Here is a 23,206-nt window from a genome sequence, read left to right on the forward strand (position 1 = left end):
TCTTTGCGCCTGTCGGCTTGGGGTCAGACGGGCAGTGCTTGCAAGACGCTGAAGGTGCCAAGGCCGATCAGAAGGATACCGATCACCGGCACCAGTCCCATCCGGAGGCCCAGGTTCGCCTTCGTAAAAAGCCGGCTGCTCAGGCCGAGCGCGACGCAGGACAGCCAGCAGCCCGCGATCAGGAATACCGAAAGGACGAGCCCGGGCGCAGCGGCCCTGATCTGCGCAGGCTCTGCCCCGGATGTGTAGGTCAGGATCAGAAGGGCGGTGTAGGGGTTCAGCAAGGCAACGATCATGGCCTGACAGAACCCGGCACGGCTGCTTTGTCTGTCGGGACGGTTTCCCCGGTTGCCCAGGCAGCTTACCCCCATCCAGATCACCAGAAGCCCGTATAGCGCGCCGAAGCTTCGGGAATCGATCGACGGGCGCGGCACGTGAACGGCTGCCGTAATGACGCAGACCGTCAGCGCCGCTGCCCCGAGTGCGACACCGGCCGCGGCCATCAGCGCCCTGCGCCGCCCGTGCCGGAGGCTTGCCTGCGCAACAACGGCCATATTCGGCCCGGGTGTCATAGCAACAAGGACATATGCGGCGATGAAGCTTGTGAGACTCATGACAAAAAGACCTGCTGGAAATGTGCCCACACCTTGCCGCGGCCTTTGAGGCGTGGCAGTCGGCAAATGCCGATGGTGCAGCAAACATTCTGCCGACCGGATTTGCCTGGGCGCCGTGCAGGATCGTCACCCCGGCGGGCCGCCTGCCCCGCCGCTGCGCAAGGGCGGCTGGCGAGGTCTCAGCTCCGCTTTCGCCGGATGATGATGAAGCGGTGCCCCATCCGCCCTGGCAGAAATGAGGCTGGCGCGAATGGGTAAGGTCCCGCCGGGAGGATCAGCCCGCAGCGTGCTGGCCGAGGCCCGGCCAGAGCAATCGCCGGTGACCGCGGAGGCGCCCACGCCGTTCCCCTTGGCCACCGCGTCAAACGGCGGGTTCGCGCCTTATGGTGCCGCGGTTGCGGGCGCTTCTGGCACCCCCGGGGTCAATAGCGGGTCAGCGAGGTCACGTCGGAGGTCTTTTCCAGCCCGGCAATCGCCGATCCGAAGTTGCGCACCGCATAAAGCGAATAGAGCACGTCGATGATTTGCAGCTGTGCGATCTTCGATACCATGGATTCATGGTAATCCGCGGGCCCGATCACGCCCGTTACCGTGGGGGTGAACAGCCGGATATCGGCATGGCGCACCAGCGGGCTGTCGGGGAAAGAGGTGATGCACATGGTCACCGCGCCCTGTGCCTTGGCCTCTTTCAGGCTGTCCACGGTCGATATGGTGCGGCCCGAATTGCTGATCCCGATCGCCAGCGACTTCGGCCCGAGGGTCGAGGTGGAAATCTGCCGGATGCCCAGATCGCGGAAGAACTGACAGGGTTTGCCCACCCGCATGAAGCGGAGCAGCGCATTCTCGACGCAGATGAGCGAGGCGCCCATGGCAAAGAAGGCCAGCATATCGGCCTGTTCGATGGCCGAAACCGCACGCTCCAGCTCGTCCGAGGACAGGCCCGCGCGGGTGTCGGCGATGGTCATGGCATAGCGTGCCGCCACCTTGGACAGGACCGAGGCGGTGTCGTCATTCTCATTGATATCCTCATAGACATGGCGGTCGGTCACCACCGGCGGCACGCCGGTGCCCTGTGACAGCTCTTCGGCAATCAGGATCTTGAACTGCTGGAAGCTGGTCACCTCGATCTCGCGCACGAAGCGGGTGACGGTGGATTCCGACACCTCGCATTGCATGGCCAGATCCTTGATCGAGATCGACTTGATATCCTCGGGCGCCCGCAGCACCCGTTCGGCAATACGGCGCAGCGCCGGGTTCATATAGGCCGACATCCAGCGGATGCGCGCCAGAAGGCCCTGCTTCGGTTCAACGGCGACATTCATGGCTAACCTGTCCTGCTATGGCCTCTGCAATTTTATAGCTTGCAGAGGCGAGGAAAGGGAATTCCTTCCTTACCAGACGTTCAGCGCTGCCTGCGCATCGGCATGAGCCCGCCGCATCACCTCCAGCGCGGTGCGCGCAGCGGCAGCCGGCTCTGCCCAGGCCTGACGCCACAGCCGCAGCCCGCCCGCCAGATCGGCGCCCAAAGGCACGGGCGAAAAGCTTTCGACGGTGTAGTCCCCGGTATAGCCCGCCGCGGCCAGCGCCCGGAAAAACGCCTTGAGGTCGAACGTGCCGGAGCCGAGAAGCCCGCGGTGATTGTCGGCCAGATGGGCATAGCCCAGATGGGCCGCGTTGCGGTGGATCGCGCCCGGAATGTCGCCCTCTTCGATGTTCATATGGAACGTGTCCAGATGCAGGAACAGGTTCCGGCCCCCGCTCTGGCGGATCAGATCGGCGCCCTGATCCAGCGTGTTCACCATATAGGATTCGTAACGGTTCACCGGCTCGATCCCCAGCCGGATGCCCAGTTCGCCTGCCCGCCGGTCCAGACGCGCCAGCGCCGCGGCCACCTGCGCGCGCTGCGCCACGGTCGGGGCGGCGGTATAGCCATTGAACGCCGCATAGATGATGCCGCTGACCGCGGGGGCGCCCAGTTCGGCGGCAATCTCCATGCAGCGTGTCACCATCGCCTCGCCGCGGGCAGCAATCTCGGGGTCGGGCGAGGAAATGTCCGTTGCAGGGCCCAAGGCCATGCCAAGGCGCAGGCCGATCCCGGCTTCGCGCGCGGCGCGGGCGGTCATTTCGCTATCCATCGTCGCAGGATCGAAGATCAGCACCTCGACCAGATCATAGCCGATCTCCGCCGCCGTCCGGCAGGCGGCAGGCGCCGTAGCCGCGTTCCAGTCGCTGGTGAAGACCAGCGCGTGCACTCCGAATTTCGTGGTCATCGCGGCCCCCTCAGATGATGCTGCGGATCGTGCCGCCATCGGCCCGGTGGGTGACGCCGTTCATCGCCGCATTGGTGGCCAGCTGCACCACGCCCCGCCCGTGCAGCGCCGGGTCGATCAGCTTCTGCACCAGATTTCCAGGCTGCACATCGCGGTAGAAGTCGCGCAGCGCCTCGTCCACGGTCTTGCCCTGATCGCGGGCCAATCCTTCGAAATAGCCCTGCACCGACTCGGTCGCGGTGGTGCCGGGCATGTAGCTGGTCACCCGCACATTCGTGCCCCGCGTCAGTTCGGCCAGCGACCGGGCAAGGCCCAGCATGGCGGTTTTTGTCGTGGAATAGGGCACCATATTGCCGATCGACCGGATCGCCGCCTCGGATGAAATGAAGACGACGCTGCCGGAATTGCGGTCCAGCATCAGCCGCATCAGGCGGCGGGTGATGCGGATGGCCGTCATCAGATTGTGCTGGAAATATTCGGTCCAGCGGTCGTCCGACACCTCGAAGAAATCGCAGACATCGAAGACGCCGATGTTGTTCACCAGCACCTCCACCGGGCCAAGCGCCTCGGCGAAGCCGGCCAGCGTATCGGCCCCCTCTGCCGTCAGAAGGTCGGCCACCACGCCATGTGCGCGCGGCCCGATCTTCGCGCAGGCCGCGTCCAGCCGGCCCTTGTCGCGGCCGTTGATCACCACCACGGCGCCTTCGTCGTGGAAGGCCTTGGCAATGGCAAAGCCGATGCCGGTGCCGCCCCCCGTGACCACGACCACCTTGTCCGTCAGTCCGAAATCCATGTTCTTCTCCCAGAAAGATCAGGCGCGTTGCGCGCCGGTCAGCCGCCCTAGCCCGCGCCCGATGCGTGCGCGCCAGACATCAAGGCCGACCGCGATGAGGATGATCAGCCCGATGGTCAGGCTTTGCATCGAAGTGGTCACGGCGTTCAGGTTCAGCCCGTTCTGCACCACCACGATGATGAGGGAGCCGATGAGGGTGGACACCACCCTGCCCCGACCGCCCGCCAGCGACGCCCCACCCACTACCGCGGCGGCAATGGCCTGCAATTCGATCCCCGATCCGTAATTGGGCGAGCCGGAGTTCAGCCGCGCCGCAAGGAGCACCGCGCCAAAGGCCGCGCAGGCCCCAGCAAAACCAAAGGCGGTCAGCCGCACCTTCGCCACGTCGATGCCGGACAGGCGGGCCGCGCTTTCATTGCCGCCCACGGCATAGATCTCACGCCCCAGACGGGTGTGCTCCATGATGACGGTGAACAGAAGATAGCTGCCGACGACATAGAAGAACGGCAAAGGCAGCCCAAGGAAGGTGCCATAGAACACCTGCCCCAACTCCTCGGACAGCGAGAATGCAGGCGTGCCGCCGTTCAGCGTCAGCGCCAGCCCCTGAAAGGCCGACAGGCCCGCCAGCGTGACGATGAAGGCCGGAATGCCGATATAGGCCACCAGCACGCCGTTGGTGATGCCAAGCGCGCAGCCGATCAGCAGCGTCAGCGCGATGGCGGGGGCCAGGTCCATGCCCTGGTTCTTGACGAAGACCGCAAGGCACATGGTCAGGAACGCGATCATCGACCCCGGCGACAGGTCGATCCCGCCGGTGATGATCACGATGGTGGACCCGATGGCCACGATGGACAGGATCGACACCTGCAGCGCGATGTTGCGGAAATTCTGCAGATCCAGAAAGGCCGGGGTGGTGGCCGCCACGATCACGACGATCAGCAGCAGCGCCAGCGCAGGCCCGAAGAATTCCTGTCCCGCCAGACGTCTGAAGGCAGAGGGTTTGGTCATGATGTTCCTCTCAGGCAGCGGTCCGCGCAGCTTCGGCGGCCGAGGCCTGCACCAGATGCGCATGGGTGACTTCGGCGGCGGGCAGCGTGCCCACGATGGTGCCGCCGCGGACAATGCCGATCCGGTCCGACATGGCGATCAGCTCGTTATGGTCGGAACTGATCAGGATCACGGCACAGCCCCGCGCCGTCAGATCGTTGATCAGCCGGTAGACCGCCAGCTTGGCCCCGATGTCGATGCCCTGCGTGGGTTCGTCCAGGATCAACACCTGCGATTGTGCGAAGAGCCAGCGCGCGATGATCAGCTTCTGCTGGTTGCCGCCCGACAGCAGGTTGACGAATTTCGTGGCCGCCGCGGGCGAGATTTCCAGATCGCGGATGTAATCCGCGGTCACCTGCCCCTCCTGCCCCTTGTCCAGCAGGAACAGCCGCCGGATGCGGCCAAGGGCGGCCGAGGTGACATTCGGCCCGCCGTGGAAATTGAAGAACAGCCCGTCGAACTTGCGGTTTTCCGGCACCAGCGCCAGCCCCGCCCTGATGGCCTGCCTCGGGTTTCGGATGCGGACGGGACGCCCGCCGATGCGGATGCGGCCCGCCGTCACCCGGTCGGCCCCGAAGAGCGCGCGGGCAATCTCGGTCCGGCCAGAGCCGATGACCCCGCCCAGACCGAAGACCTCGCCCCGGCGGATGGAAAAGCTGGCGTTGCAGGCACCCGCGGCCGAGCTTAGCCCCTCCACCTCGATCAGGGTTTCGTTGCGGGCGTTGTGTTCCTTGGGGTAATGCTCTTCGACCGAAGAGCCGATCATCGCGGTCACGATCGACGGGATATCCAGCCGGGTCGTCTCTGCACAAGAGGCCACGCGCCCCTCTTTCAGCACCGTCGCGCGGTCCACCAGCTCCACCACCTCATCCAGCCGGTGCGAGATGTAAAGGATCGCCACGCCCCGGCTTTTCATCCGCCGCAACAGCCTGTGCAGCACCACGATTTCCTGCGCGCCAAGTGCGGTGGTCGGCTCATCCAGGATCAGCAGCGTGGCATCGACCGAGATCGCCTTGGCAATCTCGACCAATTGCTGTTCGGCCACTGACAACGCGCCGACCAGCCGGTCCGGGTCAATGTCGATATCGAGGGAGGCCAGCACCGCCGCCGCCTCGCGCCGCATCCGCGGCCAGTCGACCAGCGGGCCGCGTCGGGGATAGCGGCCAAGGAAGATATTCTCGGCCACCGTCAGCGTCGGCGCCAGAGAGAATTCCTGAAACACCGTCGCCACGCCCTTGGCGCGGGCACCGATGGGGCCGCCCAAGGTGACAGGCGCACCGTTCAGCCGGATTTCGCCGCTGTCGGGCGCATGAACGCCGGACAGGATCTTGATCAGCGTCGATTTCCCGCAGCCGTTTTCGCCCAGCAGCCCGTGAATCTCTCCGGCGTTCAGCCGGATTGAGATGCCGTCATTGGCCCGGACGCCGGGAAAGGTCTTGGTGATGGTCACAAGTTCCCAGAGCGGGGGCGCCATGGTCATCTCCTTTCGGGAAAAAGGCGGGGACACACCGGCCCCCGCCAGGCCGGGAGGGTCAGTAGGCCTTGGAAGGCTTGGGGAAGAGGTCTTCGGGATGCTGCAGCACCTCGACCGCGTTCTCGGCGCTGACGATGCGGGTCGGGGTGTTGACATAGCCGCCCGCGGTCTTGCCTTCGATCAGGTCGATGGCGAAACAGGCCGCCTTGCGGCCCATGATGACGGGCGAGGTGTCCGAGGTGGCATCCATGCCCCCCGCGGCAATATCCTCCAGCGCGCCGGTGTCGCCGTCATAGCCAAGGATGGTCAGGTCGTCGCGGCCCAGCGTCTTGGCCGCCAGCGCCGCGCCAAGCGCCATATAGTCGTTGGAGGCATAGATCACCTGAAGGTCCGGGTTGGCCTGCAAGAGGTCCATCGCCGCGGTGTTGCCTTTCTCGACGCTCCAGCCGCCGTTGATGCGGGCCTTGACCGTCCAGTTGCTGCCCTCGATCCCATCGGTAAAGCCGCCCGCGCGTTCGGTGGCCAGATAGCCTGGCTCACCGTCCAGAATGCCGACCACACGTGCCTCGCCGCCCGCCTTTTCGCGTGCCCATTCCGCCAGCGCCTTGTTCACCGTGCGCTGGTTCACCCCCACCACGCCATGCACCGGGGTGGGAAAGTTCGGAATGTCCGAGTTGACGATGATCACCGCCTTGCCCGCGTTCACCGCCTCTTTCACCAAAGGCGCGAGTGCGGCTTCGTCAAAGGAAATCAGGATGATGGCATCGACATCTGCCCGGGCGGTCACGTCCTGCAGCATGCCCATCTGGCCCGCAAGATCAGACCCGGAATAGGGTGAGAGCAGGAACATATCCACGTCGTCACGGGCATCGGCGACCTGCTTGATCCCCTCGCCCAGGGCGACGTGATAGTTGAATTCGGTGCCCATCGGCAGGAAGGCGATATTGATGCCGTCCACACCGTTCGAGATCGTGGCCGGGTCGGCCTGCGCGCCCTCGGCCAGCGGGGTGGGCGCGTTATAGCCGCAAAGATCCTGTGCCAGCGCTGCGGAAGCAAAGGCTCCGGCCGCGACGCTCATCATCAGCAGTCGTGCGAGTTTCATGGTGTCCTCCCGTGTTGTGACAGGCCGGGGCTCCTCTTCCACCGAGTCTGTCGTTGCTTCGAATTTATTTCGATGACTGCCAGAAGTAAAGGAAATTCATTCCTGATCTTTTGGATCAAATCGAATTCTGCGCAATCCGCGCGACGGCCTGTTCCAGCTGGCGGAAAACGCAGTCAAACGCGTCACTTCCGAATTCATAAGGGTCCTGAATGTCTTGTGGATTTTCCAGATCCACCAGATCGCCCGCCGCCACGATCCGCGCCCGCGCACCCTTCGGGCGCAACGCCGAAAGTGCCGCCACATTGGTCGCATCCATCGCCAGGATCAGGTCGAAGTCGTGGAAATCACTTTCACGGATCTGCCGTGCCACCTGCGCTGAAATGTCCAGCCCATGTTCCGCCGCCACGGCCACCGACCGCGGATCGGGCGCGCGGCCGATGTTCCAGTCCACCAGCGCGGCGCTGTCGATCTGCACCGGACGACCGGCAAAGGCGCGACGCAGCAGACCCTCGGCCAGAGGGGAGCGGCAGATGTTGCCCAGACAGGCCGCCAGCACCGCCAGCGGCGGCTTCGGACGCGGTGCGAGGTGATAGGCCGTCCCCCGCGTGACCAGCGCCACCTGCCCTTCGGGCGCCAATGCGGCCAGCTGATGGCGCCCCGCCTCGGGGTCCAGCGTGTTGAAGTCAAAAAGGCCGAAGTGATGGCCCAGCATCCCGCCCGCGCCGATGGCCTGCGTCAGCGCCACCGCCTCTTCCAGCGTCAGGTTGCCCGGCACGCCATTCGCCGCCCGCTCCGCATCGCGGCCATTCACCGGCAGAAGGGCAAGGTCCACCCGATGCGGCGCCACGATCCCCGGCAGCGCGGGGAAGGGCACCGTATCGCCGGAATGCCAGAGGGTGACACCGCCGCCCTTCAGCACATAGCCCAGATAGGGATAGCCCTCTGCCCCCTGCGCCAGTATCTCATGCGCCGAAGGTGTGGCGGTGACCTGCACCCCGCCAAGGTCCAGCGTCTCACCGGCGTCGATCAGCACCAGCCGATCGGGCGGCACGCCGCGGGCCAAGGCGGTCTGGCGGCTGGCGCGCGGGGCCAGCACCCGGCAGGCCGGATTGGCGGCCAGCAGCGCCGGAATGGTGCCGGGGTCCATATGGTCGGTATGGGCATGGGTGCAAAGGAGCCAGTCCACCCCGTGCAGATCGCCCGGCGCCACGGGCGGCGGCATCATCCGCCGATGCGGAAACCGGGTGCCGCGATACTTTTCCGCCAGCGAATCCGACAGATAGGCGTCGATCACCAGCGTCAGCCCGCCCTGCCGGATCAGGAACCCGGCTTGCCCCAGCCACCACAGCACCGCGCCCGGCCGCGCCGGCAGATCCTCCGGCCCGGCAGCGGGGGTTTCGGTCCAAAGCGTCATCCTTCCAGCACCTTCAGGATGTTCTCCACCGCCGTCCGGGTGGCGCGATCCACGCTTTCCTCGGTAAACCCCCCGGCATGGGGGGTCAGGATCACCCGGTCATGCGCGAGCAACGCCGAAGGCGCGGGCGGCTCGGCGTGAAAGACATCGGTGGCCAGAACGCCCACCTGCCCGCTGTCGAGCGCGGCCAGCATGGCGGTATCCTCGACCAGTTCGGCCCGGGCGGTGTTGATCACCGTCACCCCGCGCTTCATCGTGGCAAGACTGGCGGCGTTCAGGATCGGCTCCGCCCCCGGCGGGCAATGCAGCGTCACCGCATCGGCCACAGCCAGCACCTCGGCCAGCGGGGCATAGCGGAAGCCGTCCGGCGCAAAGCCAGCCAGCGGAAAGGGGTCGTAACCCACCACCTTCATGCCCAAAGCCAGCGCGATCTCCGCCACCTGCCGCCCGATGGCACCGCAGCCGACGATGCCCAGCGTCCGCCCCTCCGCCTCGATCCCGAGACGGCGCTGCCAGTCGCCGCCATGCAGCCGGGCGTCCGACCATGGCACATGGCGAAAGGCCGACAGCATCAGCGTCACCGCCAGTTCGGCCACGCCGCGGGCATTGGCGCCCATGGCGCGCTCCACCCGCACACCCTGCGCCGCGGCGACAGGCAGGTCGATGTTATCCACGCCCACGCCGTTGCGGCTGATCACCCGCAACCCTTCGGAGGCGCGCAGGACGCGGGCGCCGATCGGCTCCACCCCGGCCAGCCAGCCGACACAGCCCGGCACGGCGCGCAAAAGATCGTCTTCGGAAGGGGTCTTGCCCGGCGCGGGAAAGACCAGTTCATAGCCGCGCTTGGTCAGCAAAGACAGCGCGGGGTGGCCCGCGCCCGAAAGCGAGCGCGGGGTGACAGCGATTTTCCCGGTCATCGGTCTGGCGGCGTCAGCCGTTCCAGCGCGGATTGTCGATCATGACGGGCTTGCCGTCGCGTTCGACCATCAGCTTGCGGAACCCCTTGGTGGCGATGGTGCCGTAATCATGGCCCGCATGGCCGGGGAAGGCGAAGAACATCACGAAATTCTCGGTGGCCGAGATGTTGATGGAGCGGTGCGCCCAACGGCCCGGCACATAGACCGCATCGCCCTGCCGCATCTCACGCCATTCGACCTTGCCCTCAGGCGTTTCCATCATCATGCCGCCATGGCCGGACAGGCAGTAATAGACTTCCGCCGTGTCCAGCACGGTGTGGAAATGGCCCTTGGTCATGAAATATTCGTCACCGATCTTGCCCGGCTTGATCGAGGTGGTGCCATAGGCCACGTTGCCATCGGTCTCAGGCACACCCATGTCGAAATATTCGTAAACCAGCGGATCGCCCGCAGCCAAAGCGGCGTCAAAAGCGGCGGTGTCGTGGAAATAGCCCTTCAGCGTGGACAGGGGCCGCGCGATCGGCTTGGCTGTCTTGGACAGGCCGGTGACGGTGTTGAAGTCGAACTTGGTCGGGGTCATGTCGGACATATCTTTCTCCTTTCAGGAGGTTGCGTCGCGGGCGATGCGGCCAAGCTGATCAAAGGCCGGGCCCGCCATGGGGATGTCGATGTCGAAAACCTCGGCAATCACGCGGGTCCAGCCGTGGATGAAATAGACCCAGCCGTCGTGGACCGTCAGACCGCGTGAGGCTGCTGCGGCGCGGGCCTGATCCAGAAAGACCAGATCGCCGCGATAGTTGAATTCCCAGACGATCCCGCCTTCGGGGAACTGCACCGCGTCCGACAGGGGTGAACCCGGCCCGTCCTTGCCAAGGCCGGTTGCGTTGACCACCATCGAGCCGGGCGGCAGTTCGGCCACGACCGCATCGGCATCAACCTGCGTGGGGGCCAGCCGGTAGTCCACCGGGATCGTCAGGCCGATCTGGGAATGGACATGGCGCATCTCGGCAAGGCTCGCCTCGCGCCGGGCGGTCACGACAATGCGCTGCGGGACATCACCGCCTGCCCGCTTCTTGTTGTGCAGATAGAGCGTCAGCGCCAGCGACGACCCGCCCGCCCCAAGGATGCACAGCGCGGCAGCCGTCTCAGCCCAGTAACCGGGCGGAACGATGGCCTCAAGGCTGACGCCCACGGTGATCGGGTCCTTCGCATGGCCCACCAGCCGCCCGCCGCGTTTCGAGATCGAGCTGATCTCGTGTAGCGTCTGCGCATAGGGGTCCAGCTCGCCGAACAGATCGCGGGAGGCTTTCAGCAGGTTCACCTTATGCGTGGTCACCAGCGCGCCCAGCGACAGCGGATCGCCCTTGATGAACCCGACCGCCGCCCGATAGGCCGCCGGATGGGCATTCGGGGCAAAGTCGATGCCCTTCAGCACGGCGTCGATGCCCAGATGTTTCGCCCATGCGGGAAACACCTTCATGATCGAGGATTTCGCGGTGGTGACACCGATGAAATACATCGTCGGGCGGGTGGCGGGGTCATAGCTCATGGCATCAATCCTGATCGTGGGCGGCCCAGTCCCGGGCGCGGTCCACCGCGCGGGTCCAGCCGCGGTAAAGCGCATCGGCGCCGTCCCGGTCGTCTGAGGGGGCAAAGGCGCGGTCCAAAGTGAAGGCGGTGGTCAGATCCTCACGGTCCTTCCAGTAGCCCACGGCCAGCCCTGCCAGAAACGCGGCGCCCCGGGCCGTGGTGTCGATAATCGTGGGCCGCAGCACCGAAACACCCAGTTGATCGGCCTGAAACTGCAGCACGAAATTGTTCATCGCGGCGCCGCCGTCCACCTTCAGCTCGGCCAGAGCGATGCCGGAATCCGCCTCCATCGCGCCGATCACGTCGCGGATCTGATAGGCCATGCTTTCCAGCGAGGCGCGGATCAGATGGTTGCGGTTGGCGCCGCGGGTGATGCCCACGATGGTGCCGCGGGCATATTGGTCCCAGAACGGCGCGGACAGGCCGGTGAAGGCGGGCACCACATAGACACCGTTGGTATCGGCCACCTCCAGCGCGGCGGGTTCCGTCTCAGCTGCGGAATGGATCAGCTTCAGCTCGTCCCGCAGCCATTGCACCACGGTGCCGACCGAAAAGAGCGTGCCTTCCAGCGCATATTCCAGCCGACCGCCCAACCGCCACGCCACCGTGGTCAGAAGCCCGTTGTCAGACCCGACCGGCACCGTCCCGGTGTTCATCAGAAGCGTGCCGCCGGTGCCATAGGTTGCCTTCACCTGCCCCGCGCCAAAGCAGGACTGGCCGAACAGCGCGCCCTGCTGATCGCCGATGGAGGAGGCCACCGGAATCTCCGCCCCGAACAGGTCGGGGTCGGTCACGCCGTAGATTTCGGAACTGTCGCGCACCTGAGGCAATATGCTGCGCGGCACGTTCAGCTCGGCCAGCAGACGGTCGTCCCAATCCCCCGTGCGGATGTTGAACAACAGCGTGCGCGAGGCGTTGGAGGCATCGGTCACATGCGCCCGCCCGCCGGTCAGGTTCCAGATCAGCCAACTGTCGATGGTGCCCGCCGCCAGCTCTCCCCGCTCGGCCCGGTCACGCGCGCCCGGCACATGGTCCAGCATCCATGCCAGTTTGGTGCCCGAGAAATAGGCGTCGATCACCAGTCCTGTCGTGTCTTTCACATAGGCTTCCAGCCCGCGCGCCTTCAGCGCATCGCAGGTGCCCGAGGTGCGGCGGTCCTGCCAGACCAGCGCATTGTGGATGGGCTGGCCGGTGCGGCGGTCCCAGATCACGCAGGTTTCCCGCTGATTGGTGATGCCGATGGCGGCCACCTGTTCGGGGGTGATCCCGGCCTTGTGGATCGCCTCGCGCGCCACCGAAAGCTGGGTCGCCCAGATCTCTTCGGCGTCATGTTCCACCCAGCCGGGCTTCGGATAGATCTGCCGGAATTCCCGCTGCCCGATGGCGACGATACTGCCGCCGCGGTCGAACAGGATGGCCCGCGCGCTTGAGGTGCCCTCATCCAGCGCCATCACATATTGGGTCATGGTTTCCTCCCCCCTGCCCCGCCTGTCAGCCCTGCGGCGTGAACAGGATCTTGTGGTATGGGCCGAAGGTCCGGGCCTTCAGCGCCTTGAAGATCGCGGGCGCCTCCTCCAGCGCGGCGCGATGCGTGATCATCGGGCCGACCTTCAGCCGCCCCTCTGCCAGCAGGGCGATGATGTCGAACCATTCCTTCCCCGGAAACGGCAGGGAATAGGAGTTCCACGACCCCACAACTTCAAGCTCTTCGCGCACCATCCGCGCGAAAGCCTTTTCCGCAAAGGTCACATCGCCATAAGCGGTGCCGTAAAGCATCACCTTGCCCTGCTTGGCGGTCACAAGGATCGACAGATCGCGCCCGGGGGCCGAGCCCGCGCATTCCAGCGCAATGGCCACGCCACGCCCGCCGGTTGCGGCGCGCACGGCGGCCACCGCATCCTCTTTCGCGGGGTTGATGCAGAGATCGGCGCCCACCTGCCGCGCCAGCGCCAGCTTGTCTTCGTCCACGTCGATGGCGATCAGAGGATAAGCACCCGACAGCTTGGCGAATTGCAGGGCGAAATAGCCCAGTGCCCCGCAGCCGACCACCGCCACGGCATCGCCCAGCCGCAGGTTCAGCTTGTGGATGCCGTGCAGGATGATGGCGGCGGGTTCGATGGTGGCTGCCTCTTCGAACGAAACGCTGTCCGGCACCTTCAGCACGTTGCGCGCGGGGGCCTTCAGATAATCCGCAAAGGCGCCGTCGCTGCGCGAACCCATGAAATCATAGGTATCGCAGAGCGAGAATTTTCCCGCCGCGCACCATTCGCAGGCGCCGCAGGGCATCAGCGGCGCCACCGCCACCTTGTCGCCCGGGGCGAGATGGGCAACGCCGTCGCCCACCGCCGCCACCTCACCCGCGAATTCATGGCCCGGGATGGTGGGGAAGGCATAGGTCCCCGTCACCATCACCCGGCCGATATCCGACCCGCAGATGCCTGCCGCCTGGACGCGCACCAGCACTTCACCCGGGCCGATTTCCGGCACCGGCACCTCTTCGACCCGCAGGTCGCCCGGCGCATGCAGAACCGCCGCTTTCATGAAAGCCTCTCTTCCTGCGGAAAGATCACCGTTTTCATGCCCTGCCCGGACAGGGCATGGGCAAAGGCGGCCTCGGCCTCGGCCATGCCGAAGCGATGGGTCACCACCCGGCCCACCTGCACCTGCCCCGTCTCAACCAGCCGCAGGGCGCGGGCGTAATCCTGCACGCTCGACCCGGTGGAGCCGAGGAGCTTCAGCCCCCAATAATGCACCTTGTTGGTGTCGATCTCGACCCGGCTGCCCTTGGTCAGGCCGGAGAAGAAATTCATCCGCCCCAGCCGGGCCAGACAGGCCATGGCCTGCTGCTGCAACTCCGGCGCAGGCGCACAGGTCAGCGCCACGTCGGCGCCATGGCCGCCGGTCAGGCGCAGCACCTCATCCACCACGTCGGCGCGGCTGCTGTCCACCGTATCGGTGGCGCCCAAAGGGGCGATCTCCTCCAGCCGTTCGGCACGGCGGCCGACCACGATCACCTGCCGCGCGCCATAGGCCCGGGCCAGCATCAGGAACAGTCCCGCAATCGGTCCGGTGCCAAGGATCAGCACCCGGTCTTCGGGCGTGACGGCCAGATCCTTCCACGCGTTGAAACAGCAGGACAGCGGTTCCACCAGCGAGGCGTCTTCATAGCTCATCCCGTCGGGGATGCCGATCAGGTTGCCCCCCGCCAGCGCCGCGGCGGTGACGATCATATATTGCTGAAACCCGCCATCGATGTTGATGCCGAAGGCGTCGTAATCGGGGCACATGTTGTTCAGCCCGCGGCGGCACATGTCGCAATGGCCGCAGCCGATGTTCGGCACCACCGACACGCGCTGCCCCACCCGCCAGCCGCGGATATTGGCGCCCGTCTCGACGATGTCCCCGGCCAGCTCATGGCCAAGGACGCGGGTTTCGTCCGGGCCGACCCGGAAATGGCCGCCGCGGATGATCTTGGTATCCGTGCCGCAGATGGATGCGGCCTGCACCCGGACCAGAAGCTCATCCGGGCCGGGCACCGGGCGGGGACGCTCCAGCAGCGCCACGCCGCCGCGTCCCTGATAGACGGCGGCCTTCACGGATCAGACCTCCATCCCGTAGCGGTGCGCCTTGTGGGTGGGATACAGCGCGATGGTCGGGATGGTGACATCGGGGGTGCGGGTGGCGACGTAAAGCGCCAGCCAGGCGACGTTGTCGACCTCGATGCAGGAAGCGTGGATGCCTTCCTGCATCTCTTTTTCATCCAGCCAGCCGTCGGTATAGGCCTCCAGATTGCCGTCATAGAGCCCTTTGTCGATGATCTCGGTCATCGGCGTCTTGACGTGGCTGGGGTTCAGAACGGTCACGCCGATCTTCTTTTCCTTGCCTTCCAGCAGGATGTTCTTCGAGAAGCCCAGCATGCCGTGCTTGGACGCGCGATAGGGGCTGTGCCCGGGTCCCGAGGCGACGCGGGTCGAGGACGAGCCCATGTTGATGATGCGCCCGCCATTCGCCTGCTTTTCCATGTAAACGAAGGCTTCGCGGCAGCACAGGAACACTGCCGTCAGGTTCGGGCCGATGGTCTTGTTCCATTCCTCCAGTGTCACCTGCGTGACCGGCGGGGCAAGGCTGTCGCGCCCGGCGGAATTCACCACCACGTCGATGGAGCCAAAGGCATCATGCGTCTGCTTGAAGAAGGCGCGGACCGTCTCTTCCTCGGTCACATCGGCGAAGATCGGCAGGATGCTGCCGCCCTCGGCCTTGATCTCGGCAGAGATGCGGTCCAGCCGCTCGCGGTCGAAATCCACCATCGCCACATTGGCGCCGTTCGCGGCATAGATGCGGGCCACCGCCTCGCCGATGCCGGATGCGGCGCCGGTGACGATGCAGGTTTTGCCATGCAGGGACAGCCCTGCCGACAGGGTATTGGTCGCCATGTTTTCCTCCGATGGGCCCCGCTGGGCCGATTTTGGGTTGGGGATCAGGCCGCGCGGGCCAGTGCCACGGCCTCGGCCGTCAGTTCGGTGATGCGGTCGAACCGCCCGGCACGGATCAGCGCCGGATCGACCATCCATGAGCCGCCGCAGGCGAGCACCGCCTTCAGCGCCAGATATTCCTGCAGATTGGCGGCCGAAATGCCGCCGGTGGGCACATAGCGCATTCCCGCATAGGGCCCCATCAGCGCCTTGAGGAAGGGCACGCCGCCCGAAGGACCGGCCGGAAAGAACTTGACCAGCGACAGGCCCGCCGCCATCGCGGTTTCCACCCCGGTCGGATTGTTCACCCCCGGCACGATGGGCAGGCCCGCCGCCTGCGCCGCGGCGACCACGGCGGGATTGTAGCCGGGCGTTACCAAAAACTGTGCACCCGCCTTCCGCGCCTCGGCCACCTGTGCGGTGGTCAGAACGGTGCCCGCGCCGATCAGCATGTCGGGCACCTCGGCGGCAATCCGGGCGATGCTTTCAGCAGCGGCATCCGAGCGGAAGGTCACCTCCGCCACATCCAGCCCGCCAGCTAGCAACGCCCGCGCCAGCGGCACCGCATCTTCGGCGCGTTCGAGAACCACGACCGGAAGCAGCCGAGCTGCCCCGATCCTGTCGATGACCGACATCTCTCTCTCCCTTTTCCGCAAGTTCCGCGCAGGTGTGGCGGAAACTTCCTTCCCTGCGACTCGATATAAAAGTTATTTCCTTTGATTGCAAGAGGAGAGAAATGAATTTCACGCCGCATAGGGGTGCAGAAAATCTACACCACCGAACGCACCATCCCGCCATCCACCCGCAGCGCCGCGCCATTCACCGCGCTGGCCCGGGCCGAGGCGATGAAACAGACGAAATCGCCGATCTCCTCGGGCCGGGTCAGCCGCTGGATCAGCGAGGTCGGGCGGTTCTCGCGCATGAATTTGCGGTGCGCCTCTTCCCGCGGCAGCTCAGGAAACAGATCGGCGATGAACGTGCCCACGCCGTCGGTGTTCACCGGGCCGGGCAGAATGGCGTTTACCGTCACATCGGTGCCCTTGGTCAGTTCGGCCAGATTGCGCGAGACGGAAATCTGCATGGTCTTGGTGGCCGAATAATGCGCCATCTCGGGCGCGGGGTTCAGGCCGGATTCGCTGGCCATGAAGATCACCCGGCCGGTGCCGCGCGTGATCATGCCCTTCAGGAAGTGGCGGGCCAGCCGCACCCCGCTCATCACATTCACTTCGATCAATCGCTGCCATTGGGCATCGGTCGCATCGAAGAAATCCACCGGTTCATAGATGCCAAGGTTGTTGACCAGAATATCCAGCGCATCGGCGGGCAGCTCTGCCGCGGCCTTGCTGCAGCCTTCGGCCGTGCCAAGATCAGCCACCAGCCCGAATACCACCGCGCCCGGCACTGCTGCCCGAAGGCGTCCGATTGCCGCCTCAACCGATTCGACGCTGCGACCGTTGAGGATGACTTCGGCCCCCTCCTGCGCCAGAGACAGCGCCACCGCTTCGCCAATGCCACCGGAAGACCCTGAAATCAGGGCCTTCTTTCCTGCCAATCCCAGATCCATTTGCCGCCTCTCTTCCCTCTTGAAGTGCCGTCAGAGAATTTTATTTGATATATCTTGACACGCAAGCAAATTGTTTCCCTATAGTTGTCCGCACATGAAATCCACTTCGACGGGGAGGGAAGCGGAGATGGCCACGCTGCAGATCGAGCATCTGGTGCGCCGGTTCGGCCAGGCTGCACCGGCGCTTGACGGGCTGAGCCTCAGTGTTGCCGAACAAGAGTTCGTCTTCCTTCTGGGCCCGTCCGGTGCGGGTAAGACCACCACGCTGCGGCTGACGGCCGGGCTGGATCAGCCCGACAGCGGGCGCATCTTGCTGGGCGGGCGCGACATGGCCGGGATCGCCCCGCGCGACCGCAATGTGGCGATGGTCTATGACAAGAACTCGCTCTATCCGCATCTGAACGTGTTCGAGAACATGGCCTATCCGCTGCGCCTGCGCCGGATGACCGACAGTGACATACGCAGCCGCATCGGGCGCACGGCCGAGATTCTGGGCATCGGACATCTCTTGGACCGGCGGCCGGGGCAACTGTCGGGCGGCCAGCAGCAGCGTGTGGCCATCGGGCGGGCGCTGGTGCGCGATGCCTCGATCTACCTGATGGACGAGCCGATCAGTCATCTGGACGCCAAACTGCGCGCCCATATGCGGGTGGAATTCAAGAAGCTGCAGCGCGAGTTTGCCGCAACCATCCTGTATGTCAGCCATGACCAGCTGGAGGCGATGACGATGGGCGACCGGATCGTCGTCATCGACAAGGGCCGGGTGCAGCAGGTCGGCACGCCGCGGCAGATCTTCGACACGCCCGCCAACCGCTTTGTCGCGGAGTTCGTGGGGGAACCCGCGATGAACACGCTGGACTGCGCACTGGTGCAGGACGGCGGCGACTGGCGGGCCGAGGCCCCGGGCGTTTCCCTGCATCTGAATGCCGGATGGGTGACCCGCCACGGGCTGCAGAACCGCCGGGCCGGAGGTGTGGTGCTGGGCATGCGGCCGCAGCACCTGACGCTGGCCGCGCCCGGGGATGCCGGGCAGCCCAATGTCGAAACCGGCCGGGTCTATGCGGTGGAAACGCTCGGCTCCGAAACCGTCTACGATGTCGAGTCCGGCGGCCGCATCCTGCGGATCTGGTCACGCCGGGCGCCGGACGGCCGGGCGCTGCCCGCGATTGGCGCGCCCATATCTTTCCGCGTCGATCCCGGCGCGCTGCATCTCTTCGATTCCGGGACGGGCCAGGCACTGGCCCACCCCGATCCGGGCCCGCGCCGCGCGGCCTGAACCCCGCGGGAGGAGGCCCGCGGCCATCACAGAGGAGGAAGACATGAACCTGACCCGTCGCAGGATGGGGCTGCTTTTGGGCAGTTCCCTGCTGTTCACACCCGCCATCCTTCGGGCCGAAGCCGCCCGGATGAAGGCGTTCGAGGGCACCACCCTGAACCTTCTGGCCGTCCAGTTCGGCAGCCATGCGGCCCTGTGGGCGCAGGTGCCGGAATTCGAAGAGGCCACCGGCATCAAGGTGAACATCGAATATGCGCCGTTTGAGAACACCCGCGAGAAGACGCTGCTGGACATGTCGTCAAAGACCGGGCGTTTTGACCTCTTCACCGTCGATATCATGTGGCTGGCCGAATATGCCGCTGCCGGCTATCTGGAGCCGGTATCGAAATATCTGGCCGATCCGGAGCTGACGGCCGAAGATTACGATCCGAACGATTTTATCGCGCGGGTCTATTCCGGCACCGGCGTCTACAACGACACGATGTATAACGTGCCCTTCGATTGCGGCACGGTGGGCAACATGTTCCGCGCCGACTGGATCGAGGCGGCCGGGATCGCGGTTCCGGGCCGGTTCGACGGCACCTTCACCACCGACAAGATGACCGAAATCTGCGCCGCGCTGACCGATGCGGGCAAGGGGCAGGCGGGCTATGTCACCGGGCCGCAGCGCTGGTTCTGGGGCTGGATGTTCACGCCGCTGATGTATGCCTTCCAGGACCCGGCGAAGGCGGGGAATGAATTCGTCAACGAGGCGTGGGAAGTCACCGTCAACAACGAAGACAATCTGGCGGCGCTGAACTTCTACCTTGGCCTGAAGCAATTCACGCCGAAGGATGATCTGAACTACGGCTATGGTGAGCAGCTGGCCGTCTATCAGCAGGGCAAGGCGGGCGGCTCGATCACCTATTCCGGCTTTATCGTCGAGCATTACGAAGGCCCCGGGCTGGACATCAAGGGCAAGAACGTGGCGCTGCACTCTCCCATCGGACCGAAAGGGCGGACCGATCCGTTCTTCGGATCGTGGGGCCTGTCGATTTCGGTGGATTCCAAGAACAAGGAGGCGGCCTGGCTGTTCGTCCAGTGGATCACCCACAAGGAACGGCTGCGCAAAGCCTGCATCGGCGGTAATCCCGCCGTGCGCCATTCCACCTTTCAGGATCCGGAGTTTCAGGCGGCCCAGCCCTGGGGTGCGGCGCTTTATGATTACATGGTCAAGACCGCGAACCCGGATGAGCGTATCCGGGTGCCGGAATGGGCCGAAATCTCGGAAATCATGGGGCTGCACGGCAACCGCGCCTGGGGTGGAGAGATCACGGCAGAACAGGCGCTGGCCGCCATGCAGGACGACATGACCGCGGCCTTCAAGCGGGGCGGCTACTATCGCAGCGGGGCGAAGAACCCGCGGCAGCTGTGGCGCGACCTGTCCTATTACGACCGCAACCCGGCCGACTGGGGCTGATGCGACCCGGGGCGCCGTCACCCGCGCGGCGCCCCCTTTTCCCGATGAGGCCCAAGATGCCCGACCCCCGCACCGCCGCCGCCGCGCCCCGCGTGGCGATCCAGAACCGCCGCTGGTTCCCATGGCTCCTGATGGGGCCGACGCTGATCATCCTGTTCGTCGTGGGGATCTTCCCCTTCGGCTATTCGCTCTATCTCGCCTCGACCAACATCATCCTGTCGAAACCCTATCTGGAGACGTGGTTCGTCGGGCTGGAGCAATATCAGGCGCTGGTGCAGGATCCGGGCTTCTTCAATGCGCTGAAGCTGACGCTGATCTTCACCGTCTCGGCGGTGTTTCTGGAATTCTGGGCCGGACTTGGCCTTGCGCTGCTGTTCCGCCGCCGCATCCGGGGCAAGGCGCTGTACCGGCTGGCGATCCTCTTGCCGATGGTGGTGCCGCCCCTGGTGGTGGGGCTGATCTGGAAATACATGCTGTTCCCGAATTCGGGGCTGATCTCCTATTACGCCAATGCCTTGGCCGGGATGATCGACATGGCGCCGCCCACCTTCCTGAACGACCCCGGCTCGGCCCTGCGGACGCTGATCTTCATCGACGTCTGGCAATGGACGCCGTTCATGTTCCTGATCCTGCACGCCGGGCTGGCCGCAATCCCGCCCGAACCCTATGAGGCGGCCGAGATCGACGGCGCGGGCGCATGGCGGGTGTTCTGGACCATCACCATGCCGATGCTGAAACCGGCCATCCTGATTGCGGTGGTGATCCGCACAATGGACGCCTTCCGCACCTATGACCAGATCGCCGTCCTGACCTCGGGCGGGCCCGGCAATTCGACCGAGACGCTGAACATCTGGCTGACCAATCTGGCCTTCCGCTTCTTTGATGTGTCGAAGGCCGCCGCGCTGTCATTGATCATCTTCGTGCTGATCCTGGCCATGAGCACGCTTTTCATCCGCATCCTCAGCCGCACCCGCATTGAAGAGGGGAAACAAGATGAGCCGTGACCTCTCCGCCGTCCTTTCGCCCGATGCGCCCGAACAGGAGCGGAACTGGTGGGTGCATCTGATCCTGATCGTGGTCTGCGTGATCGCCATGCTGCCGGTGGTCTGGATGGTGATGACCGCCTTCATGCCGCGCGACGTGGCCCGGGCCGTCCCGCCGCAATGGGTGTTCACCCCGACGCTGGATGCCTTCCGCGTGCTGATCGTGGACAAGGGGATGCTGGGCTTTCTGAAGAACAGCCTGATCGTCTCGGTCTCGTCCACGGTGCTGTCGGTGACGCTGGGCATGTTCTGTGCCTATGCGCTGGCCCGGTTCGATTTCGCGGGCAAGGACGACGTGTCCTTCTGGATCCTGACCAACCGGATGATGCCCGCCGTGGCGGTGATCCTGCCGATGTTCCTGATCTTCAAGACGCTCGACCTCTTGGACACCTATCTTGGCCTGATCACGCTTTACACCGCGATGCAGCTGCCCTTCGTCGTCTGGATGCTGAAGGGCTATTTCGAGGATGTGCCCCGCCAGCTGGAGGAAATCGCGCTGGTCGATGGCGACACGTGGTTCGGCGCCTTCCGCCGGGTGGTGCTGCCGATGATGGCCCCCGCCATCACGGCGACCGCGATCTTCGTGCTGATCCTGTCCTGGAATGAATATGCCTTCGCGCTGTTCCTGTCCGGCTCCTCCACCAAGACGCTGCCGCCTGCCGTCGTGACCTTCGCCGTCAATGCCGAGGTCAGCTGGGACGTGCTCGGCGCCGCATGCCTGATCATCACCGCACCGATCATGGTCTTCGTGATCGCCGTGCAGAAGCAATTCATCCGCGGCCTGTCGATGGGCATGGTGCGCTAAGGGGGAACCATGGCCGAAGTCCGGGTCGAACGGCTGCATCGCAGCTTTGGGCAGTTCACCGCCGTGGGCGATCTGTCCTTTACCATCGCGGATGGGGAATTCGTGTTCTTCCTCGGCCCCTCGGGCTGCGGCAAGACCACCACCCTGCGGATGATCGCGGGGCTCCTGATGCCGACATCGGGCCGGATCGAGCTGGGGGGGCGCAACGTCACCTTCCTGAAGCCGCGCTACCGGAACGTGGGCATGGTGTTCCAGTCGAACGTCCTCTACCACCACCTCTCGGTCTACGAAAACCTGGCCTATCCGCTGAAGGTGCGGGGCTGGTCCGCCGCCGACATCCGCCGCAAGGTGCATGAGGTGGCCGAGCTTCTTCAGATCACCGGCGTGCTGCACCGCGGGACCGAGGGGCTTTCGGGCGGGCAGGCACAGCGGGTGGCCATCGGGCGGATGCTGGTGCGCGACGCTGATGTGTTCCTGATGGACGAGCCGATCAGCCATCTGGACGCCAAGTTGCGCGCCCATATGCGGGCCGAGCTGCGGCATCTGCAAAAGGAACTGGGTCGCACCACCCTGTTCGTCAGCCATGACCAGCTGGAAGCCATGTCGATGGCCGACCGGATCGCGGTGATGAACGGGGGCGAACTTCTGCAACTCGCCCCGCCGCAGGAGGTGTTCGACCGCCCCGCCAATGCCTTTGTCGCTGGCTTTGTGGGAGAGCCGCAGATGAACATCCTGGAGGTGACACTGGACGACGGGCAGCTGCAGGCCGCGGGCTTCACCGCGACGGCGCCCTCCGGCTGGCTGGCGCAGCACCGCATCGCCCCCGGCCCCATGCGCCTTGGCATCCGGCCCGAGCATGTGGAGACCGCGCCCGCTCCGCTGCCCGGCGGCTTTGCCGCGCGGCTGGAGGCGATGGAGCCGATGGGGGCAGAGAACCTCATGACCTTCGATCTTGGCGGCCAGCCCTTCAAGGTGCGTCAGACCACCGGCCAAAGCGATGATTTTGCCCCCGGCGACACGGTGCATCTGCGCCCGCGCCCCGACCATCTGTATCTCTTCGACCTCGCCAGTGGCCGCACTCTGGCGCAGGCCGCCTTTACCGACAGGAGCCGCGCATGACCGCCGCCCGTTCCCGCTGGCTGACGCTTCTCTTGATCATGGGCGGCCTTGCGGGGGGCTGCACCGCCATGGCGGGGGATCTGACGCACTGGCCCGCCACCCTGCCCGCTCTGGCGCTGATGGTCGCGGGCAAGCTGGCCAATGACCGGCTGCGGCTGCTGAAATGGCCGATGGAATTCCTGTTCTGGGCGGCGATCCTTCTGATCGTGGCAAACCTGACATGGCTTTACCTCAAGGACCGTTAGGC

At 65.3% G+C, this 23,206-nt stretch carries 23 protein-coding genes; 6 read left to right on the forward strand and 17 right to left on the reverse strand.

Annotation, left to right across the window (positions count from 1 at the left end):
* Positions 1-23 precede the first annotated feature (23 nt).
* The 17 genes from ACO2Q5_RS20815 to ACO2Q5_RS20895 form a co-directional block, all read right to left on the reverse strand.
* On the reverse strand, positions 24-614 hold the full coding sequence (locus ACO2Q5_RS20815; protein ID WP_423294704.1) for a LysE family translocator: 591 nt from the start codon (positions 612-614) through the stop codon (positions 24-26).
* 422 nt (positions 615-1,036) lie between these two features.
* A complete protein-coding gene (locus tag ACO2Q5_RS20820; RefSeq protein WP_423294631.1) occupies positions 1,037-1,936 on the reverse strand; it encodes a MurR/RpiR family transcriptional regulator in 900 nt (299 codons plus the stop codon).
* A gap of 69 nt (positions 1,937-2,005) precedes the next feature.
* Entirely contained in the window at positions 2,006-2,884 is an 879-nt protein-coding gene (locus ACO2Q5_RS20825; RefSeq protein ID WP_423294633.1) for a sugar phosphate isomerase/epimerase family protein, read from the reverse strand.
* A gap of 10 nt (positions 2,885-2,894) precedes the next feature.
* Positions 2,895-3,677 (reverse strand): SDR family NAD(P)-dependent oxidoreductase, encoded by a 783-nt coding sequence (locus tag ACO2Q5_RS20830; RefSeq protein ID WP_423294635.1) that lies wholly within the window; start codon positions 3,675-3,677, stop codon positions 2,895-2,897.
* Between the two features lie 18 nt (positions 3,678-3,695).
* Positions 3,696-4,685 (reverse strand): ABC transporter permease, encoded by a 990-nt coding sequence (locus tag ACO2Q5_RS20835; protein WP_423294637.1) that lies wholly within the window; start codon positions 4,683-4,685, stop codon positions 3,696-3,698.
* 10 nt (positions 4,686-4,695) lie between these two features.
* Positions 4,696-6,198 (reverse strand): sugar ABC transporter ATP-binding protein, encoded by a 1,503-nt coding sequence (locus tag ACO2Q5_RS20840; RefSeq protein ID WP_423294639.1) that lies wholly within the window; start codon positions 6,196-6,198, stop codon positions 4,696-4,698.
* A gap of 58 nt (positions 6,199-6,256) precedes the next feature.
* Positions 6,257-7,300 carry a sugar ABC transporter substrate-binding protein gene (locus ACO2Q5_RS20845; protein ID WP_423294641.1) on the reverse strand — a complete coding sequence of 348 codons (1,044 nt, stop codon included), beginning with the start codon at positions 7,298-7,300 and terminating at the stop codon, positions 6,257-6,259.
* A 115-nt stretch (positions 7,301-7,415) separates the two neighbouring features.
* Positions 7,416-8,714, reverse strand: coding sequence for an MBL fold metallo-hydrolase (locus ACO2Q5_RS20850; RefSeq protein ID WP_423294643.1), 1,299 nt, complete (start codon positions 8,712-8,714; stop codon positions 7,416-7,418).
* Positions 8,711-9,631, reverse strand: a complete 921-nt coding sequence (locus ACO2Q5_RS20855) for a phosphoglycerate dehydrogenase (protein WP_423294645.1) — start codon at positions 9,629-9,631, stop codon at positions 8,711-8,713. The genes ACO2Q5_RS20850 and ACO2Q5_RS20855 overlap by 4 nt, the downstream gene beginning before the upstream one ends.
* A gap of 13 nt (positions 9,632-9,644) precedes the next feature.
* A complete protein-coding gene (locus ACO2Q5_RS20860) occupies positions 9,645-10,220 on the reverse strand; it encodes a glucose-6-phosphate isomerase family protein (RefSeq protein ID WP_423294647.1) in 576 nt (191 codons plus the stop codon).
* Between the two features lie 12 nt (positions 10,221-10,232).
* Positions 10,233-11,180 carry a shikimate dehydrogenase family protein gene (locus ACO2Q5_RS20865; RefSeq protein WP_423294649.1) on the reverse strand — a complete coding sequence of 316 codons (948 nt, stop codon included), beginning with the start codon at positions 11,178-11,180 and terminating at the stop codon, positions 10,233-10,235.
* 4 nt (positions 11,181-11,184) lie between these two features.
* On the reverse strand, positions 11,185-12,687 hold the full coding sequence (gene glpK / locus ACO2Q5_RS20870) for a glycerol kinase GlpK (protein WP_423294651.1): 1,503 nt from the start codon (positions 12,685-12,687) through the stop codon (positions 11,185-11,187).
* A gap of 25 nt (positions 12,688-12,712) precedes the next feature.
* Positions 12,713-13,762, reverse strand: coding sequence for a galactitol-1-phosphate 5-dehydrogenase (locus ACO2Q5_RS20875; RefSeq protein ID WP_423294653.1), 1,050 nt, complete (start codon positions 13,760-13,762; stop codon positions 12,713-12,715).
* Positions 13,759-14,817 (reverse strand): zinc-dependent dehydrogenase, encoded by a 1,059-nt coding sequence (locus ACO2Q5_RS20880; protein ID WP_423294655.1) that lies wholly within the window; start codon positions 14,815-14,817, stop codon positions 13,759-13,761. The genes ACO2Q5_RS20875 and ACO2Q5_RS20880 overlap by 4 nt, the downstream gene beginning before the upstream one ends.
* A gap of 3 nt (positions 14,818-14,820) precedes the next feature.
* Positions 14,821-15,654 carry an SDR family oxidoreductase gene (locus ACO2Q5_RS20885; protein ID WP_423294657.1) on the reverse strand — a complete coding sequence of 278 codons (834 nt, stop codon included), beginning with the start codon at positions 15,652-15,654 and terminating at the stop codon, positions 14,821-14,823.
* A 44-nt stretch (positions 15,655-15,698) separates the two neighbouring features.
* A complete protein-coding gene (gene eda / locus ACO2Q5_RS20890) occupies positions 15,699-16,328 on the reverse strand; it encodes a bifunctional 4-hydroxy-2-oxoglutarate aldolase/2-dehydro-3-deoxy-phosphogluconate aldolase (protein WP_423294659.1) in 630 nt (209 codons plus the stop codon).
* A gap of 134 nt (positions 16,329-16,462) precedes the next feature.
* Complete coding sequence (locus ACO2Q5_RS20895; protein WP_423294661.1) at positions 16,463-17,257, reverse strand: SDR family NAD(P)-dependent oxidoreductase; 795 nt, start codon at positions 17,255-17,257, stop codon at positions 16,463-16,465.
* 127 nt (positions 17,258-17,384) lie between these two features.
* Between ACO2Q5_RS20895 and ACO2Q5_RS20900 the strand changes: the two genes are divergently transcribed.
* From ACO2Q5_RS20900 to ACO2Q5_RS20925, 6 genes are read left to right on the forward strand one after another with little or no spacing between them, the layout of a single operon-like run.
* Positions 17,385-18,533, forward strand: a complete 1,149-nt coding sequence (locus ACO2Q5_RS20900) for an ABC transporter ATP-binding protein (protein ID WP_423294663.1) — start codon at positions 17,385-17,387, stop codon at positions 18,531-18,533.
* Between the two features lie 43 nt (positions 18,534-18,576).
* A complete protein-coding gene (locus ACO2Q5_RS20905) occupies positions 18,577-19,992 on the forward strand; it encodes an ABC transporter substrate-binding protein (RefSeq protein ID WP_423294665.1) in 1,416 nt (471 codons plus the stop codon).
* Positions 19,993-20,048: 56 nt separating this feature from the next.
* Entirely contained in the window at positions 20,049-20,996 is a 948-nt protein-coding gene (locus tag ACO2Q5_RS20910) for a carbohydrate ABC transporter permease (protein ID WP_423294667.1), read from the forward strand.
* Positions 20,986-21,840: a carbohydrate ABC transporter permease gene (locus ACO2Q5_RS20915; RefSeq protein ID WP_423294669.1), complete on the forward strand. Its 855-nt coding sequence runs from the start codon at positions 20,986-20,988 to the stop codon at positions 21,838-21,840. Before ACO2Q5_RS20910 ends, ACO2Q5_RS20915 begins: the two co-directional genes overlap by 11 nt.
* A gap of 9 nt (positions 21,841-21,849) precedes the next feature.
* Positions 21,850-22,959, forward strand: a complete 1,110-nt coding sequence (locus ACO2Q5_RS20920) for an ABC transporter ATP-binding protein (protein ID WP_423294671.1) — start codon at positions 21,850-21,852, stop codon at positions 22,957-22,959.
* Complete coding sequence (locus ACO2Q5_RS20925; RefSeq protein WP_423294673.1) at positions 22,956-23,204, forward strand: hypothetical protein; 249 nt, start codon at positions 22,956-22,958, stop codon at positions 23,202-23,204. Before ACO2Q5_RS20920 ends, ACO2Q5_RS20925 begins: the two co-directional genes overlap by 4 nt.
* The last annotated feature ends 2 nt before the right edge of the window (positions 23,205-23,206 follow it).

Source organism: Neotabrizicola sp. VNH66, assembly GCF_049445895.1.
In the GTDB taxonomy this organism is placed as follows: domain Bacteria; phylum Pseudomonadota; class Alphaproteobacteria; order Rhodobacterales; family Rhodobacteraceae; genus Pseudogemmobacter.